Origin of the sequence: Microbacterium forte, from assembly GCF_031885415.1 — a bacterium.
Taxonomy (GTDB): Bacteria; Actinomycetota; Actinomycetes; order Actinomycetales; family Microbacteriaceae; genus Microbacterium; species Microbacterium forte.
Window position 1 is genome coordinate 990,377 of the sequence record NZ_CP116871.1, and the last position, 15,764, is coordinate 1,006,140.

Sequence of the window (15,764 nt, forward strand, 5' to 3'; positions counted from 1 at the left end):
CTCCGCTCAGCGGATGTTGTTGTCGTGACCGTGCGCGCCCGAAGGCAGCGTCGGGATCGACTTCTGCATCTGCACGAGGAACTCGACGTTCGAGTGGGTCTCCTTGAGCTTGCCCAGGACGACCTCGAGCGCCTGCTGCTGGTCGAGGCCCGCGAGGGCTCGGCGCAGCTTCCAGGTGATCTTGACCTCGTCGGTCGACAGCAGCATCTCTTCGCGGCGGGTGCTCGACGCGTTCACGTCGACGGCCGGGAAGATGCGCTTGTCGGCGAGCTGACGCGACAGGCGCAGCTCGCTGTTGCCGGTGCCCTTGAACTCCTCGAAGATGACCTCGTCCATCTTGGAGCCGGTCTCGACGAGAGCCGTGGCGAGGATCGTGAGGGATCCGCCGTTCTCGATGTTGCGCGCAGCGCCGAAGAAGCGCTTGGGCGGGTACAGCGCCGAGGCGTCGACACCACCCGAGAGCACCCGTCCGGATGCCGGAGCCGCGAGGTTGTACGCACGGCCGAGACGCGTGATCGAGTCGAGCAGCACGACCACGTCGCGGCCCAGCTCGACGAGACGCTTGGCACGCTCGATGGCGAGCTCTGCGACCGTGGTGTGGTCTTCGGCAGGACGGTCGAACGTCGAGGCGATGACCTCGCCCTTGACCGTGCGCTCCATGTCGGTGACCTCTTCGGGGCGCTCGTCGACGAGCACGACCATGAGGTGGACCTCGGGGTTGTTCTGAGCGATCGCGTTCGCGATCTGCTGCAGGACGATCGTCTTGCCGGCCTTGGGCGGTGCGACGATGAGGCCGCGCTGTCCCTTGCCGATCGGAGCGACGAGGTCGATGATGCGCTGGGTCAGCTTCTCGGGCACCGTCTCGAGGCGCAGACGCTCCTGCGGGTAGAGCGGGGTGAGCTTGCCGAACTCCACGCGGGTCGCGGCGTCGTCGATCGACAGGCCGTTGATCGAGTCGACCTTCACGAGGGCGTTGTACTTCTGGCGCCCCTGCTGCTCGCCTTCGCGCGGCTGCTTGATCGAGCCGACGATCGCGTCGCCCTTGCGCAGGTTGTACTTCTTGACCTGTCCGAGGGAGACGTACACGTCGCTCGGGCCGGCGAGGTAGCCGGTCGTGCGCACGAATGCGTAGTTGTCGAGCACGTCGAGGATTCCGGCGATCGGAACGAGGACGTCGTCCTCACCGATCTCGGTGTCGAACTCGTCGGTCGGCACACCACCGCGGCGCTTGTTGCGCTGACGGTTGCGGCCGTTGCCGCCCTCGTCTTCGGCGGGTGCGCTCTGCTGCTGCTGAGGCTGCTGCTCGCCGCCCTGTGCGGTGCCGTTCTGACCGCGACCGCGGTTGCGGCTGCGGTTCCGGTTGCGGTTGCGGCCGCCCTGCTCCTCGCCGCCGTCAGCGGAGTCGGAGGACGAGTCGGCGGCGGAGGTCGCGTCGGCCGGTGCGGCCTCGGCGGGCTTCTCGGTCGCAGGAGCCTCGGTCTCGGCCGCGGGCTTCTTCGCCGTGCGGCGTCCGCGGCCGGTGGTCTTCTTCGGCTCGTCGGTCGAGCCGGCAGCGTCAGCAGAGCCGGCTGTGTCAGCGGAGTCGCTGCTGTCGGCGGTCTTCGCAGCGGGGGCCTCGGCGGGCGCTGCGGGAGCCGATGAGGAGGGTGCAGAAGCCTCTACGGCTGCGGGAGCCTCGGCGGTCTCGGCGTCGGCCTTCTTCGCACGACTGCGGCGGGGGGCCTTGGCCTTGGGAGCCGCGTCGGCGGCAGGCGCCTCGGCAGCGGGGGCCTCGGGCGCCAGTGTGCTGTCTGCGGACGCAGCAGCCTTCTCGGCCTTCGCGGCGGCCGATGCGGTGCTCGCTCGGCGCGGCGCGCGCTTGCGGGCCGGGGCCACCTCGGTCGCGGCAGTCGTCGCGGCGTCGGAGCTCGCGGCCTTTGCCGGAGCCTCGGCGGCAGTCGCCGCCTGGTCGTTCTGGGTCTCGGAGAAATTCTCCACGAGTACTCCCTCTTTGGTCTCGGGGACATGAGCGGCACGCGCACAACGGGTGCTGCGCGCGATCGCACGGACTGACGCTCGGCGTCAGTCAGCCTCTGCACTGGGTTCTCGGAAAGAACGAAGTTCTCGGTGAGAGCAGTGTCACAGGGGTTTGCGTGCGGGTCTTGCAGAGTTGCAATGGGGCCAGATTCACGCAGTTACGTGGAGCCCTCCGCTCGATTCCCCACTGTACCACCACGCACGTCGACCGCGAGCAGCAGCGCGTCCCACGGGGTGTCGGTCGTCGATGCGGCGAGTTCCATGGCGTCCTGACGGCTTCCCGGGCCGTCGGCGAGCACGAGCACGCTGGGACCGGCACCGGACACCACGGCGGCGAAGCCCGCCGCACGAAGCGTCTGGACCAGCCGCTGAGTCTCGGGCATCGCCTCGGCTCGATAGTCCTGATGAAGGCGGTCGGCCGTCGCGTCGAGCAGCAGTTCGGGGCTCTGCATGAGTGCGGCGATCAGCAGTGCCGAGCGCGAGACGTTGAACACGGCATCCGCCGTCGAGACCTGAGGCGGCTGCAGCGAGCGCGCCTTCGTGGTCGACATCGTGTACGAGGGCACGAGCACGAGCGGCGACACACCGCGGTGCACGAGCAGCTTCTTGTGCTGCGCTCCGCGCTCACCCATCCACGCGATCGTCAGCCCGCCGAACAGCGCGGGCGCCACGTTGTCGGGGTGTCCCTCGATCTCGGTGGCGAGGCGGAGCATGTCCGCGTCACTGATCTCCACGTCACCCTCGAGCAGCCCCTTGGCCGCGAGGATGCCCGCCGCGACCGCAGCACCCGAGGATCCGAGTCCACGACCGTGCGGCACGCCGTTCTCGGCGACGATGCGCAGCCCCGGAAGGGGCCGCTCGACGTCCGCGTACACATGCGCGATCGTGCGCACGATGAGATTCGAGTCGTCACGGGGGATCTCGGCTGCTCCCGAACCGGAGACCTCGATCTCGAGCGCTCCCGCAAGGAGCTCTGTCACCAGGAGCGTGTCGTAGACGCTGAGCGCGAGTCCGAGGGTGTCGAATCCAGGGCCGAGGTTGGCACTGGTCGCCGGGACCGTCACCTCGACCGTGCGCCCCTCCGCCATCGTCACTCGCCTTCCACGCGGAGCACCGAGACGACCCGTTCGACGACAGAGCTGTCGGCGAGCGCATCGACCGTGGCGCTGAGCGCGGCATCCGTGGCCCGGTGCGTGCCGATGACGAGGCGAGCGGTGGGCTCGTCCTCTCCTTCGACGGTCTGCACGACAGTGGCGACCGAAACGGCTCCATCGCTCAGGATCCCGGCGACGGTCGCCAGCACGCCCGGAGCGTCCGCGACCTCGAGAGTGATCTGGTAACGGGTCGTGACGTGACCGATCGGCACCACAGGGAGGTTCGCTCTGGTGGACTCCCCCACGCCGACACCGCCGGCGATGTGCCGGCGAGCCGCCGACACGACGTCTCCGAGCACAGCGGATGCCGTCTGCACTCCGCCGGCGCCTGCACCGTAGAACATCAGCGACCCTGCGGCCTCCGCCTCGACGAAGACGGCGTTGTTGGCGCCGTGCACCGAGGCGAGCGGGTGCGACTTGGGGACGAGTGCCGGGTAGACGCGCACCGAGATCGACTCGGTGCCGTTGGCCTCGATGCGCTCGCAGACGGCAAGCAGCTTGATCACGAAGCCGGCGGCGCGCGCCTCGTCGATCATCGACGCCGTGATCGTCGTGATGCCCTCGCGGTACACGGCGTCGAGCGGAACAGCCGTGTGGAATGCGAGACTCGCGAGGATCGCGGCCTTCTGGGCTGCGTCGTATCCCTCGATGTCGGCGGTCGGGTCTGCTTCGGCATAACCGAGGCGCTGCGCGTCGGAAAGGACGTCGGCGAAGTCGGCGCCCTCGGTCTCCATGCGATCGAGGATGTAGTTGGTCGTGCCGTTCACGATCCCCATGATGCGCACCACGCGGTCGCCTGCCAGCGAGTCGCGCAGCGGGCGGATGATCGGGATCGCACCGGCAGCGGCCGCTTCGTAGTAGACGGATGCGCCCACCCGGTCGGCCGCCTCGAACAGCTCGGGACCATGCGTCGCCAGCAGCGCCTTGTTGGCCGTGACCACATCGGCTCCGGAGCCGATCGCCTGCAGGATGCTCGTGCGCGCCGGCTCGATGCCGCCGATCAGTTCGATCACGATGTCGGAGCCGAGGATCAGCGACTCTGCATCCGTCGTGAACAGCTCCTTGGGCAGATCGGTCTCGCGCGGCGCATCGAGGTTGCGCACCGCGATGCCGGCCAGCTCCAGCGTGGCACCCGCGCGGTCGGCGAGTTCGTCGCCGTGGCGAAGAAGGAGGGCGGCCACCTGGGAGCCGACCGCTCCGGCGCCGAGGAGCGCCACCCGAAGTCGTCGGTACTCAGTCGTCATTGCATCTCTCCTTAGGAGGGTTGATCAGTCGTGCTACGTCGGGGACCGCGTCGTTCGCGCGGATCACCCGTGGTTCTCGGACGCCCCGACGCCGACATCGCGTGCCAGGACGTCGGCGATGGTCTCGCCGCGGACGATGATCGCCGACCGGCCATCGCGCACGGCGACGATCGGAGGGCGAGGGACGTGGTTGTAGTTGCTGGCGAGCGGCGCGCAGTAGGCGCCGGTGGAGGGAACAGCCAGCAGGTCGCCCGGAGAGACATCGGCGGGCAGATACTCGTGGTCGACCACGATGTCGCCGGACTCGCAGTGCTTGCCGACCACCCGGCTGAGCTGCGGCTCCCCTGAGCCGAGCCGCGAGGCGAGACGAGCCGAGAACTGCGCTTCGTAGAGCGCCGTCCTGGCGTTGTCGCTCATGCCGCCGTCGACGCTGATGTAACGCCGAGTGGCTCCGGTGTCGAGCGCGACGTCCTTGGTGGTTCCGACCTCGTAGATCGTCACCCCGGCGGTGCCCACGATCGCCCTGCCCGGCTCGAACGACAGGGCGGGCACGGCGATCCCGCGTGCGGCGCAGCCCTCCGCGACGGCGGCGACGATCTCGCCCGCGAGCATCTCGATCGGCGTGGGGTCGTCGACGCTCGTGTATGCGATGCCGAAGCCTCCGCCGAGGTTGAGCTGAGGCACCGGTCCACCCTCGAGCAGCGCGGCGTGCAGCTCGAGCACCCGCTCCGCCGACTCGCGGAAGCCCGCGACGCCGAAGATCTGCGATCCGATATGGCAGTGGAGTCCGGCGAATTCGATGCCGGGGATCTCGCGGATGCGGGCGACCGCCTGCTCGGCGTCGGGGAGCGGGAAGCCGAACTTCTGGTCTTCGTGGGCCGTCGCCAGAAAATCGTGGGTCTCGGCGTGCACGCCGCTGATGACCCGCACCAGCACGCGCTGCACAGCGCCCGTCCTGGCGGTGATCGCCGCCAGACGCTCGATCTCGATCGCGCTGTCGACGATGATCGTGCCGATGCCCACCTCGACGGCGCGCTCGAGCTCGGCGACCGACTTGTTGTTGCCGTGGAAGCCCAGGGATGCCGGAGCGACGCCCGCTGCGAGCGCGACCTCCAGCTCGCCGCCGGTGCACACGTCGATGCGGAGTCCTTCGTCGATCACCCAGCGCGCGATCGTCGTGGTCAGCAGCGCCTTGCCCGCGTAGTACACCTGCGCGGTCGTGCCGTATTCGCTCGCCGCCGCGTCGAAAGACGAGCGGAAGGCGCGGGCGCGGGAACGCACCTCGTCCTCGTCGATCACGAGCAGCGGCGTACCGTACGTCTCGGCGAGAGCGGTCGCGGAGATGCCGGCGATCCGCAGTTCTCCGTCGGCGCCGCGGACTGCGGAGGCGGGCCACACAGCGGCGGGAAGATCATTCACGTCGCCGGGCACGACGAGCCATTCCGGGGCGAGCGAGTCGGCAGGGGAAAGCAAGGAACACCAATCGTGGGACGAGTCTCGGGCGGATACGCGCACTGCGAGGTTGCCCCCGATTCTAGGGCACCGTGCATGCCGCATCAGTCATGGTGACGCTCGGCGTCAACCCCCTGCGGACACATCCTGCCGACTCGTAAGGTGGTGGAGATGAGCACCGAATCCGCAGCACCCGATGCCCGACGCCCCGGCCTGATCGCGCGCGTCAGCACTGCGACGATCCGCTGGGCTCTGACCCGTCGTCCGGTGCGGGCCTTCCTCCTCTACTCGGAGCGTCGGGGCCCGATGCTGGCCGACAGCGTGACCTACCGCGCGCTGTTCAGTGTGTTCGCCGCCGTTCTCCTCGGCTTCTCGATCGCCGCGCTGTGGCTCGCCGGCAATCCGGACGTCTGGGATGCGATCATCTCCGCCGTTCAGTCCGTGGTGCCCGGTCTCATCGGCGAAGACGGCGTCGTGAATCCCGATGACCTCAAGGAGCCGATCTCGCTGTCGATCGCGGGCGCCGTCTCGACGGTCGCTCTGATCGGCTCGGCGCTCGGCGCCGTGGGTTCCCTGCGCACGGCGGTGCGAGTCCTCGCCGGAACGGCGCACGCCGACGTGCTGTTCATCTGGGTTCTGCTCCGCAACCTGCTGCTCGCGGTGGGTGTCGCTGTGCTGTTCATCGTTGCAGCGGCCGTCACTTTCGCCGGTCGGCTCGGGATCACCTGGATCAGTGGTCTGCTCGGCATCCCCGAGGATTCGCCCGTCGCATCCTGGGGCATCCGGATCGTCTCGCTGATCGTCGTACTGGCGCTCGACACCGTGCTCATCGCGGGCGTGTTCCGGCTGCTCTCCGGTCTCCGTCCCTCGGGGCGCTCCCTCTGGATCGGGGCTCTCATCGGCGGCGTCGGGCTGCTCGTGCTGCAGGAGCTCTCCGGGCTGTTCATCGGGGGCGCGACGAGCAATCCGCTGCTCGCATCCTTCGCCACGCTGCTGGCGCTGCTGATCTGGCTCAACCTGTCGACCCAGGTCATCCTGATCTCGTGCGCGTACATCGTCACGTCGGAGGAAGAGCGCAAGGACCGCGTGCATGCCCGGTTCGGCGCGACGACCTTCCCGCAGCGACGCGTGCAGCGAGCTGAGGCCGAGGTCGCGCTCGCGACATCGGAGCTTCGCGCGGCCCAGCAGGCCGAACGGGAAGCCCGCCTCGGTTCCGACGACGACTGAGCGTCACCCCTGAGGGCAGGTGCCCTTCTCGAGCAGACTCTCGTCGGTGGCGATGGCACCGTCGACGTCGACGTCGATCACGGCCTCCGCTCCATCGATCTCGAGGTCGGTGAGTGTGATGCCCGCGGGCAGCTGATCGGCGATGCAGATGCGCTGCGTCTCGGTGAGCCGTTCCCCGAGTGCGCCGAGGGTCGATCCGACCTGATCCGCGTCGACCTCGAGTCCGCCGATCGTCAGCCCGACGGGGGTGAGCTCGAGGTCTCCTTCCGCGACGCCAGGAGTCACCGTGAGGGAGATCGGGATCGCGATGCCCAGCACGCTCACGGAGCCCGCCACCGTCGCGTTCGGCGTGTCGAGCGTGACGGTGTCGATGGGGAGATCGGTGTCGGACAGCAGATCCGTGAACTGCGACTCATCGATGCGGATGGTGCCGGAAGCGCCGCGCAGGTCGCCGCCGCGCAGCGGGACGCCCGTGGCAGTGACGTCGACGGCGCCGGTGATCCCCTCCAGGGTCACGGAGTCGGTGGTGAGGTGCAGGCTGTCGAGCGTGCCACCGATCAGCTGAGGCAGCAGGATGCCGTCAGCCTCGACCGCGAGCTCCTGGTCAGCGGGCAGATCGAGCTGTTCGATCACGATGCCCCGCACTATGCCGGGCAGGACAGCCCGCGCGATGAGCTCCGCCGCCACGACGAGAGCGGCGAGCACCACGACGACGATCAGCAGCACCCATGGCCACCGCTTGCGCTTGCGTGCGGGTGCGGCGACACCGTCGACGGGCGCACCATCCTTGCCGCCGGGGATCACGAGCGTCGGATGCTCGGAATCCGCAGCGGGGTAAGGAAGGGTGTGGTTGTCGTCGCTCATGCTGCCATCCTGCCCTACGACGCCGGACGGCAACCGGAGTCACATGCGCTCTGGCGCAGACACACCGAGCAGGTCGAGTCCGTTGCGGAACACCTGCCCTGCGGCGTCGTTGAGCCACAGACGCGTGCGATGCACCGTCTCGACAGGATCGTCGCCCTGTGGGATGACCCGGCAGTTGTCGTACCAGCGGTGGTAGAGGCCCGCGAGCTCTTCGAGGTATCGCGCGACCCGGTGCGGCTCGCGCACCTCAGCCGCGAACGCGACGATGCGAGGGAACTCCTGCAGGGCGCCGAGAAGCGCGCTCTCGGTCTCGTGCGTGAGCGTCTCGGGAGAGAACTCCGAACGGTCCACCCCGGAGTCGGCGGCGTTGCGCGCGACGTTGTGCGTGCGAGCATGCGCGTACTGGACGTAGAACACCGGGTTGTCGTTCGTGCGCTTCTGCAGCAGCTCGGGGTCGAGTGCGAGAGGAGAGTCGGCGGGCGACCGCTCGAGCGAGTAGCGGAGAGCGTCGGTGCCCAGCCACTCGCGCAGATCGTCCATCTCGATGATGTTTCCGGCGCGCTTGCTGAGACGTGCACCGCCCACCGAGACCAACTGCCCGATCAGCACCTCGACGTTCTTCTCGGGGTCCTCACCTGCCGCGCCCGCAATCGCCTTGAGGCGGTGGACATAGCCGTGATGGTCGGCGCCCAGCAGGTACAGCTTGTACTCGAAGCCGCGATCGCCTTTGTTGAGGTAGTACGCGGCGTCGGCGGCGAAGTAGGTGTACTCGCCGTTGGAGCGACGGATCACACGATCTTTGTCGTCGCCGAAGTCGGTCGTGCGCACCCAGACAGCGCCCTCGTGGTCGAACACGTGACCCTGCTCGCGCAGACGATCGACGGCACGATCGACGAAGCTGACTCCGTCTTCGTCTTTGGCGTGCAGAGTGCGCTCCGAGAACCACACGTCGAAATCGACGTTGAACTTCGAGAGCGACTGCTTCTGCTCTTCGAGCTGGAAGCCGTAAGCGAGTTCGCGCGTCACGACCACCTGCTCGTCGCCGGGCAGGTCGAGCAGGTCGGGGCGCGCAGCGAGCACCCGTGCGGCGAGGTCGCCGATGTAGCTGCCGGCGTATCCGCCCTCGGGGGTGGGCTCACCCTTGACTGCGGCGAGCACCGAGTTGGCGAAGCGCTCCATCTGCACGCCGGCGTCGTTGATGTAGTACTCCCTGGCGACCTTCGCGCCTGAGGCCGCGAGCACCCGGGCGATCGCGTCGCCCAGCGCCGCCCAGCGGGTGTGGCCGATGTGCAGCGGTCCGGTCGGGTTCGCGCTGACGAACTCGATGTTGATGCTGCGCCCGGCCTGGGTGTCGTTGTGCCCGTACTCGGCACCGGCGTCGACGATCACCTTCGCCAGTGCGCCGGCTGCAGCCGCATCCAGGCGGATGTTGATGAACCCGGGCCCCGCGACCTCTGCGCTCTGCACGCCGTCGACCTGCGCGAGCCCGTCCGCGATCTGCTGCGCGAGCTCACGGGGGTTCGTGCCGAACGGCTTCGCCAGGCGCATCGCGATGTTCGAGGCCCAGTCTCCGTGGTCGCGGTTGCGAGGACGCTCGAAGACGATGTCTGCTGCGGTGAGTCCGAGCGGCTCGCCAGGACGTCGTTCCTCGGCGATCGGTGCGAGGACGGCGAGGAGGGCTGTGGCGAGCGTTTCAGGGTTCATAGGCCTCCCAGTTTACGGCGCGTCACGCGTCGGAATTTGCGCGGGCGGGATCGTGATCTACAGTCATGCCATGAAGGCCGCCCCCGCCCGCCGCCGTCTGCCCGTCGCAGGCCTCGCCGTCGCCGTGATCCTGGCGCTCGCCGCGGTCGTCCTCGGTGTCTGGCGCCCGTGGGTTCCGGTGCCGTCCTCGGCACCCGTCGGTGCGGCCGCCGTCGCGAATGAAGACGCCGTCGCGATCGCGCCGGTTCCGCTCCATCTTCCCGAGCATCCGACCGTGCTCGTGTTCGGCGATTCCTGGACCTACGGATCGGCGGCGACCGACCCGACCCTCGGCTACGCCTATCAGCTCGCCGCCCTGATCGACGGCGAGACGATCGTCGACGGCGTCCGCGGCAGCGGCTACCTCAAGCCCGGACTCGACGGCCCCGCCTTCGGCGAGCGCATCGCCGCTCTGGACCCCGCGCTCAGCCCCGACCTGATCATCCTGCAGGGGTCGATCAACGACCGGGCACAGGGCGAGGCCGGGTACCGAGAGGCCGTCACCGCCGCGTGGGATGCGATGGCCGCGAAGTATCCGGAGGCGACGATCGTCATCCTGGGCCCGGCGCCCCACGAGCTGCCCGTGGGCGCCGAGACCGCTCGCATCGACGCCGATCTCGGCGAACTCGCCGCGGCTCGCAGCTGGTGGTACATCTCCCCCGTCGCGCAGGACTGGATCACCGAGCAGAACTATCTGTCGGTCATCGACGTCGAGGTGGGCCGCAAGCATCCGTCGACGGACGGCCACCGTTACCTCGCCGAAAAGCTGGCCGCGGCGCTGGGCGAACTGGGCGACGCGCCGGTGACCGAAGCCGGTGGGTCGGAGACCACTCCCGAGCAGTGATATTGTCGATCGGTACGCCTCCGTAGCTCAGTGGATAGAGCGCCGGTTTCCGGTACCGTAGGTCGCAGGTTCGACTCCTGTCGGGGGCACACACATCAACTCCACGAGAAAAGCCGCCTGGGTTCAGGCGGCTTTTCTCGTTGGTGCTCTGCGCGACGTGAGCGCACGACACGAAGTCAGGCGTCGTCGGCCGTCACGGCGTTACCCCAGACCCAGCATCGGAACGTGCTGTCGCCGGCACGGAACTCTATACCTGCGGCAGATGGCGTGGAGCGCGCGAGCTTGGCGTCCACACGAATGGCCTCCGGCCCGAACCGCACCCACGCGCGGACTGCACGGTATGGCTGCGGGTAGATGGTGACCGGCTGTTCTCGAAGTGCGAGTTCGCGGTCAGTCAGGGACTGGAGGGGTCCACATCGAGCGGCCGCGAGGATCGCCTGGTACTGGGATCGCATGTCGTAGTGAGCAGCGAGACGCTTGCTAGACCCCATGCCGGCTCCCTTCTCCGGCCTGAGTCCAGGGTAGCAACATTCGAAGATATGTTCTATTCTGAAGTCATGCGACCGACGACCGATCACCTCCCGGCAACCCTATGGATGGTCGACGACATTCCGTCGCGCATGGTCTTCGCCGGGCACCGGTGGAGGGTGTCCGACACCCCTACGCGCCTGCGTCACTCGATCTGGTCCGCATCGGCGACTCAGCATCACGGGCTCTACGGATGGCGCTTCCAGGGCACGAACGACGACGGCCTGTCGCTGGTGTTCGACGTCTTCAAGGGCGAGGATGGCTGGCACGTCCACCGCAGCTACGACTAGTCCGCTCACCCTGCTCGTGCGCACTCTGGTGCTCGAAGGCGATCCGAGCATGACATGGCTTCGGTGGCTCTCCGGTGACCGGAATGCGGTCCCTTCAGAGGAGCACCCCGCAGAGGAGCGACCTGCGACGAGACCCCGGCGTCGACGGTCCGCACGCGACCTCCGATCAGGCGACCGCTAGGACACGGCCTCCGTCAATCGGATGCGCCGCTCCCCGGCGCTGCATCTGCGGCCGCTGCGTCCTCGTCCCGGCGTGGCTTGGCGCCCGCACCGGCGCCGAGCGAGATCGTCGAGAGCAATCCGAGCGACAGGAACCCCGCCGCCGTCCACGCGGCGAACCGGGTGCCGTCGGAGAACGCCGACTTCGCATCGTCTGCGATCTCGGCGGTCTCGGGCTGCGCCTCGAGCCCGCTGATCGCCGCGCCGGCGCTGTCGACGACGGACGACACGATCTGATCGCGCTGCTCGACCGGAAGCCCACGTGCATCGAGTGACGATGAGAGGATCCCGGCCGTGCTCGTGAACAGCACGGTCCCGAGCACGGCGACACCGAGAGCAGCACCGAGCTGGCGCGACGTCGACTGGGTGCCCGACGCCGCGCCGCTGTCATCGACCGGCACGTCGGCGAGCACGACACCCGTCAGCTGAGCTGTGGCGAGGCCGACACCGAGTCCGTAGACGAAGAGGAACGGGATGAGGGGCACCCACGACGCGTCTGGGGCGATGACGAAGCCGACGCCTGCGACGCCGATGATCTCGGCCAGAAGTCCCGCCCGCACGACCCAGACCGGAGCGATCTTGCCGCTCGCCGCGCCCGCCGCGCCGCTGGCCACGAACGACCCGCCGGCCAGGGCGAGCAGCAGCAGGCCCGTCTGCAGCGCATCGAACCCCAGGACGAACTGCAGCCACAACGGCAGCGCGAGGATGATACCGAACTCGCCCAGAGACACCACTGTCGCCGCTATGTTGCCGTTGCGGAACGACGGAATGGAGAACAGACGCAGGGCGAGAAGGGTCGACCTGCCGCGGCGCTCCCGGTGCACGCCCCAAGCGATGAAGGCGACGAGGGCGACGACGGCCAGCGCGAAGGCGAACGGGATCGGAGACACGTCCGACGGCCAGGTCCAGTCGCCGATCTGCGGACGCTGGTCGACGAGCCACCACCCGTAGGTACGCCCCTCGATCAGACCGAACACGAGACTCGCCATCGTGATCACCGCGAGGATCGCTCCGACGACGTCGATCTTCGACGTCCGATCGCTGCGCGATTCGGCGACCGTGAGCAGCACCCCGATGACGATGATGATCCCGAGCGGGATGTTGATGCCGAAGGCCCAGCGCCACGAGAACGCGGTCGTCAGCCACCCGCCGAGCAACGGACCGACGGCCGCCATGCCACCGATCGTCGAGCCCCACACCGCGAAGGCGATGCCGCGCTCACGACCACGGAACGTGGCGTTGATGATCGACAGCGTCGTGGGCAGGATCATCGCTCCGCCGACGCCCTGTGCGAGGCGGGCGAGGATCAGCATCCCTCCGTCGGGTGCGAGGGCCGCGAGCACCGACGACGCTGCGAAGACGACGACGCCGATGAGCATCACGCGCCGTCGTCCGAAACGGTCCGCCAGACTGCCGAACACGAGGAGCAGTGCGGCGAAGACCAGCGTGTAGGCCTCCTGCACCCATTGGACCTCGGTCGACGTGATGCCCAGATCGTCGACGATCGCCGGAATCGTCACATTCACGATCGTCGAATCGACGATGATCAGCGACACGGCGATGCTGATGAAGACCAGGCCCACCCAGCGCAGGCGAATGTAGCGTTCCATGACTACTAGCCTAGCTAGCAATTAGACAGGTGTCACGAATCTGCTCACCGTCTCTCAGCGGCAATCAGTCGGCGTGCGTCTCCGCGGCCGGACGATCGACGATCCTCCGAACACCACCCCTTGCGAGCATGAGCACGATGATGAGCGCGGTCACCTGCAAGAACCCACCCAGATACACGGCGTCGCCGAAGACCCACGCCACGATCTCGAGCACGAGGAACTTGCTGCCGGGAAGGACGAGGAGCAGCGCGGCGACGTTCAGCACTCTGATCCAGCGGCTGTGCGTGCCGCGGATGCGCGCCATGATGCGCTTCTTCACAAAGAGCACTCCCTCGAGCACGACCTTGAGCAGCACCGCCGTCAGCAGGGCGAGAAGGAATGACTCGGAGATGACCTCGGGGAACAGCTGGATGAAGACGCCGAGCACCACGAGGTAGACGAAGATGTCGACGAGGTCGACGGGACGGAGCCGCACGGCCTCATCGTAGCGAGGACTCGAACACGATTAGATTGTGCACAATCTAATCGTGTGCAATGCTTGAGAGATGGCCGTGACCGATGAGATGGTGTGCTTCTCGCTGTATTCCGCCGCCCGAGCGACGACGCAGGCCTATCGAGCCCTCCTCGCACCCTGGGGGCTCACCTACCCGCAGTACCTGGTGCTCGCGATCCTCTGGATGGAGGGCGAGCAGACGATCGGGTCGCTGGGCGACGCGATGCAGCTCGATTCCGGCACCCTCTCCCCCCTCGTGCGTCGCCTCGAGCAGGCGGGCTACGTGATCCGAGCCCGCAGCTCTGCCGATGAGCGGGTCGTCACGGTGGGGCTGACCGAGGCGGGCACGGCGCTGCGCACCGAGGTCGCGCCTGTCCACACCACGATCGCAGCCCTCGCCGGCATGCAGGACGACGACCAGCGTCACCGCCTGATCACCGAGCTGCAGGAGCTCACCGAGCGGCTGCAGAAGACAGGCGCCACCCCGCACCCCTGACGCGCACACCGCGCGCCGACTGACCACAACCGGAAGGAATCCACACCATGGAAGCTCTCTACACCGCCGAGGCCCTCGCCACAGGAGCCGGCCGCGACGGCCGCGTCGCCACGAGCGAAGGCAACCTCGAGCTCGACCTCGCCATCCCCAAGGAGATGGGCGGCAGCGGAGACGGCGCCAACCCCGAGCAGCTGTTCGCCGCCGGTTACGCCGCGTGCTTCCACTCCGCACTGCAGTCGGTCGCCCGCACGCAGAAGGTGAAGATCACCGACTCGTCGGTCGGTGCCCGCGTGCAGATCGGATCCAACGGCGAGGGCGGTTTCGGGCTCGCCGTGCAGCTCGAGGTCGTCATCCCCGACCTCCCCCACGACCAGGCCCAGGCACTCGCGGACGCCGCCCACAAGGTGTGCCCCTACTCCAACGCGACCCGCGGCAACATCGACGTCGAGATCACCGTCACCGACGACTGATCCACCCGGAACATCCCCCACGACCGATCCCACGAGGAGACACAATGCGCGCACTCACCCATGACACCTTCGGCGATCCCGAACAGGTTCTGACCGTCACCGAACGCCCCACCCCCGAGCCCGGCCCGGGTCAGGTGCGGCTGAAGATCGTGCTGTCGCCGATCCACAACCACGACCTCTGGACCATCCGGGGCACCTACGGCTTCAAGCCCGAGCTGCCCGCGGCATCCGGCACCGAGGCCCTCGGCATCGTCGACGCTCTCGGCGAGGGCGTCGACAGCCTGGCAGTCGGACAGCGGGTCGCCACCGGCGGCACGTTCGGCGCCTGGGCCGAGTACGTGGTCGCGAACGCCGCAGGTCTCATCCCGGTTCCCGAGTCGCTCAGCGACGAGAGCGCGGCACAGCTCGTCTCGATGCCGTTCAGCACCATCAGCCTGCTGCAGTTCCTGGGGGCCGAGAAGGGCGACTGGATCGTCCAGAACGCGGCGAACGGCGCGGTCGGACGCATGCTCGCCCAGCTCGGCGCCGCTCGTGGCGTCAATGTCATCGGCCTCGTGCGCCGCTCGGCCGGCGTCGACGAACTCCGCGAACAGGGCATCGAGAACGTCGTCTCGACCGACGACGACGGCTGGCGCGAGCAGGTCGCCGAGATCACCGGCGGCGCGCACATCGCCTTCGGCATCGACTCCGTGGGCGGATCGTCTGCGGGAGACGTGCTGTCGCTCCTCGGCGAGGGCGGCACACTCGTCGCTTTCGGCGCCATGAACTCGCCCACGATGGAGATCGCCTCGGGAGACGTCATCTTCAAGCAGGCGACCGTCAAGGGCTTCTGGGGCAGCAAGGTCATCCAGACGATGGATGCCGCCACACGCGGCGCTCTGTTCGGCGAACTCATCCAGCGCGTGAGCGACGGCACACTGACCCTGCCGGTCGCCGGGGTCTTCGACGCCGCAGACGCCGCGGACGCTGTGCGTGCGAGCAACACCGCCGGCCGCGTGGGCAAGGTCCTTCTGAAGTTCTGATCTCGGCGAGGCGCAGGGTGTCCGGAATTACTTGACAACGGCAATTAATGCCGCATACGCTGACGGTGACATCGAGATCGATCGAACACACC

At 68.2% G+C, this 15,764-nt stretch carries 14 protein-coding genes and 1 tRNA gene; 7 read left to right on the forward strand and 8 right to left on the reverse strand.

All coding sequences use genetic code 11. From position 1 onward, the window contains the following. Nucleotides 1-6 precede the first annotated feature (6 nt). The 4 genes from rho to lysA all read right to left on the reverse strand — a co-directional run bounded on the left by rho (nt 7) and on the right by lysA (nt 5,887). The gene (gene rho / locus OB895_RS04970) at nt 7-1,977 is read right to left on the reverse strand and encodes a transcription termination factor Rho (RefSeq protein ID WP_311879341.1); all 1,971 of its coding nucleotides are present in this window, start codon (nt 1,975-1,977) and stop codon (nt 7-9) included. A gap of 197 nt (nt 1,978-2,174) precedes the next feature. Further along, complete coding sequence (gene thrB / locus OB895_RS04975) at nt 2,175-3,104, reverse strand: homoserine kinase (RefSeq protein WP_311879342.1); 930 nt, start codon at nt 3,102-3,104, stop codon at nt 2,175-2,177. Nucleotides 3,105-3,106: 2 nt separating this feature from the next. After that, nucleotides 3,107-4,414 carry a homoserine dehydrogenase gene (locus tag OB895_RS04980; RefSeq protein ID WP_079112628.1) on the reverse strand — a complete coding sequence of 436 codons (1,308 nt, stop codon included), beginning with the start codon at nt 4,412-4,414 and terminating at the stop codon, nt 3,107-3,109. A gap of 63 nt (nt 4,415-4,477) precedes the next feature. Then, a complete protein-coding gene (gene lysA / locus OB895_RS04985) occupies nt 4,478-5,887 on the reverse strand; it encodes a diaminopimelate decarboxylase (protein ID WP_042541865.1) in 1,410 nt (469 codons plus the stop codon). 150 nt (nt 5,888-6,037) lie between these two features. Here lysA and OB895_RS04990 point away from each other — a divergent pair, with 150 nt between their 5' ends. Next, entirely contained in the window at nt 6,038-7,093 is a 1,056-nt protein-coding gene (locus OB895_RS04990; RefSeq protein ID WP_311879344.1) for a YihY/virulence factor BrkB family protein, read from the forward strand. A 3-nt stretch (nt 7,094-7,096) separates the two neighbouring features. Here the strand turns inward: OB895_RS04990 and OB895_RS04995 are convergent, their stop codons facing one another. Together OB895_RS04995 and argS are read right to left on the reverse strand one after the other, a co-directional pair. Further along, entirely contained in the window at nt 7,097-7,957 is an 861-nt protein-coding gene (locus OB895_RS04995; RefSeq protein WP_311879346.1) for an LmeA family phospholipid-binding protein, read from the reverse strand. 39 nt (nt 7,958-7,996) lie between these two features. Continuing rightward, entirely contained in the window at nt 7,997-9,661 is a 1,665-nt protein-coding gene (argS, locus tag OB895_RS05000; protein WP_311879348.1) for an arginine--tRNA ligase, read from the reverse strand. 70 nt (nt 9,662-9,731) lie between these two features. On the opposite strand from argS, the gene OB895_RS05005 reads away from it, so the two are divergent. The 3 genes from OB895_RS05005 to OB895_RS05015 all read left to right on the forward strand — a co-directional run bounded on the left by OB895_RS05005 (nt 9,732) and on the right by OB895_RS05015 (nt 11,362). Continuing rightward, on the forward strand, nt 9,732-10,544 hold the full coding sequence (locus tag OB895_RS05005) for an SGNH/GDSL hydrolase family protein (RefSeq protein WP_079112624.1): 813 nt from the start codon (nt 9,732-9,734) through the stop codon (nt 10,542-10,544). A 16-nt stretch (nt 10,545-10,560) separates the two neighbouring features. Then, a tRNA-Arg gene (locus tag OB895_RS05010) sits at nt 10,561-10,633 on the forward strand. Between the two features lie 507 nt (nt 10,634-11,140). Next, a complete protein-coding gene (locus OB895_RS05015; RefSeq protein ID WP_311879351.1) occupies nt 11,141-11,362 on the forward strand; it encodes a hypothetical protein in 222 nt (73 codons plus the stop codon). Nucleotides 11,363-11,556: 194 nt separating this feature from the next. Here OB895_RS05015 and OB895_RS05020 read toward each other — a convergent pair whose 3' ends face one another. Together OB895_RS05020 and OB895_RS05025 are read right to left on the reverse strand one after the other, a co-directional pair. Further along, the gene (locus OB895_RS05020; protein ID WP_311879352.1) at nt 11,557-13,191 is read right to left on the reverse strand and encodes a DHA2 family efflux MFS transporter permease subunit; all 1,635 of its coding nucleotides are present in this window, start codon (nt 13,189-13,191) and stop codon (nt 11,557-11,559) included. Between the two features lie 64 nt (nt 13,192-13,255). Further along, complete coding sequence (locus OB895_RS05025; RefSeq protein WP_311879354.1) at nt 13,256-13,666, reverse strand: hypothetical protein; 411 nt, start codon at nt 13,664-13,666, stop codon at nt 13,256-13,258. A gap of 70 nt (nt 13,667-13,736) precedes the next feature. Between OB895_RS05025 and OB895_RS05030 the strand changes: the two genes are divergently transcribed. Genes OB895_RS05030 through OB895_RS05040 form a run of 3 tightly spaced genes read left to right on the forward strand, consistent with a single transcriptional unit; the run spans nt 13,737 to nt 15,672 of the window. Then, nucleotides 13,737-14,180 carry a MarR family winged helix-turn-helix transcriptional regulator gene (locus OB895_RS05030; protein WP_311879355.1) on the forward strand — a complete coding sequence of 148 codons (444 nt, stop codon included), beginning with the start codon at nt 13,737-13,739 and terminating at the stop codon, nt 14,178-14,180. Nucleotides 14,181-14,227: 47 nt separating this feature from the next. Further along, a complete protein-coding gene (locus tag OB895_RS05035; protein WP_042541872.1) occupies nt 14,228-14,650 on the forward strand; it encodes an organic hydroperoxide resistance protein in 423 nt (140 codons plus the stop codon). Between the two features lie 44 nt (nt 14,651-14,694). Then, nucleotides 14,695-15,672 (forward strand): zinc-binding dehydrogenase, encoded by a 978-nt coding sequence (locus tag OB895_RS05040; RefSeq protein WP_042541873.1) that lies wholly within the window; start codon nt 14,695-14,697, stop codon nt 15,670-15,672. Nucleotides 15,673-15,764: the final 92 nt, after the last annotated feature.

Bases quoted from the DNA above. Each gene is read 5' to 3' on its own strand.
- argS (WP_311879348.1), bottom strand. From the start codon at position 9,661: ATGAACCCTGAAACGCTCGCCACAGCCCTCCTCGCCGTCCTCGCACCG.
- thrB (WP_311879342.1), bottom strand. From the start codon at position 3,104: ATGGCGGAGGGGCGCACGGTCGAGGTGACGGTCCCGGCGACCAGTGCC.
- OB895_RS05020 (WP_311879352.1), bottom strand. From the start codon at position 13,191: ATGGAACGCTACATTCGCCTGCGCTGGGTGGGCCTGGTCTTCATCAGC.
- OB895_RS05035 (WP_042541872.1), top strand. From the start codon at position 14,228: ATGGAAGCTCTCTACACCGCCGAGGCCCTCGCCACAGGAGCCGGCCGC.
- OB895_RS04995 (WP_311879346.1), bottom strand. From the start codon at position 7,957: ATGAGCGACGACAACCACACCCTTCCTTACCCCGCTGCGGATTCCGAG.
- OB895_RS05005 (WP_079112624.1), top strand. From the start codon at position 9,732: ATGAAGGCCGCCCCCGCCCGCCGCCGTCTGCCCGTCGCAGGCCTCGCC.
- OB895_RS04990 (WP_311879344.1), top strand. From the start codon at position 6,038: ATGAGCACCGAATCCGCAGCACCCGATGCCCGACGCCCCGGCCTGATC.
- OB895_RS05015 (WP_311879351.1), top strand. From the start codon at position 11,141: ATGGTCGACGACATTCCGTCGCGCATGGTCTTCGCCGGGCACCGGTGG.
- OB895_RS05030 (WP_311879355.1), top strand. From the start codon at position 13,737: ATGGCCGTGACCGATGAGATGGTGTGCTTCTCGCTGTATTCCGCCGCC.
- OB895_RS05040 (WP_042541873.1), top strand. From the start codon at position 14,695: ATGCGCGCACTCACCCATGACACCTTCGGCGATCCCGAACAGGTTCTG.
- OB895_RS04980 (WP_079112628.1), bottom strand. From the start codon at position 4,414: ATGACGACTGAGTACCGACGACTTCGGGTGGCGCTCCTCGGCGCCGGA.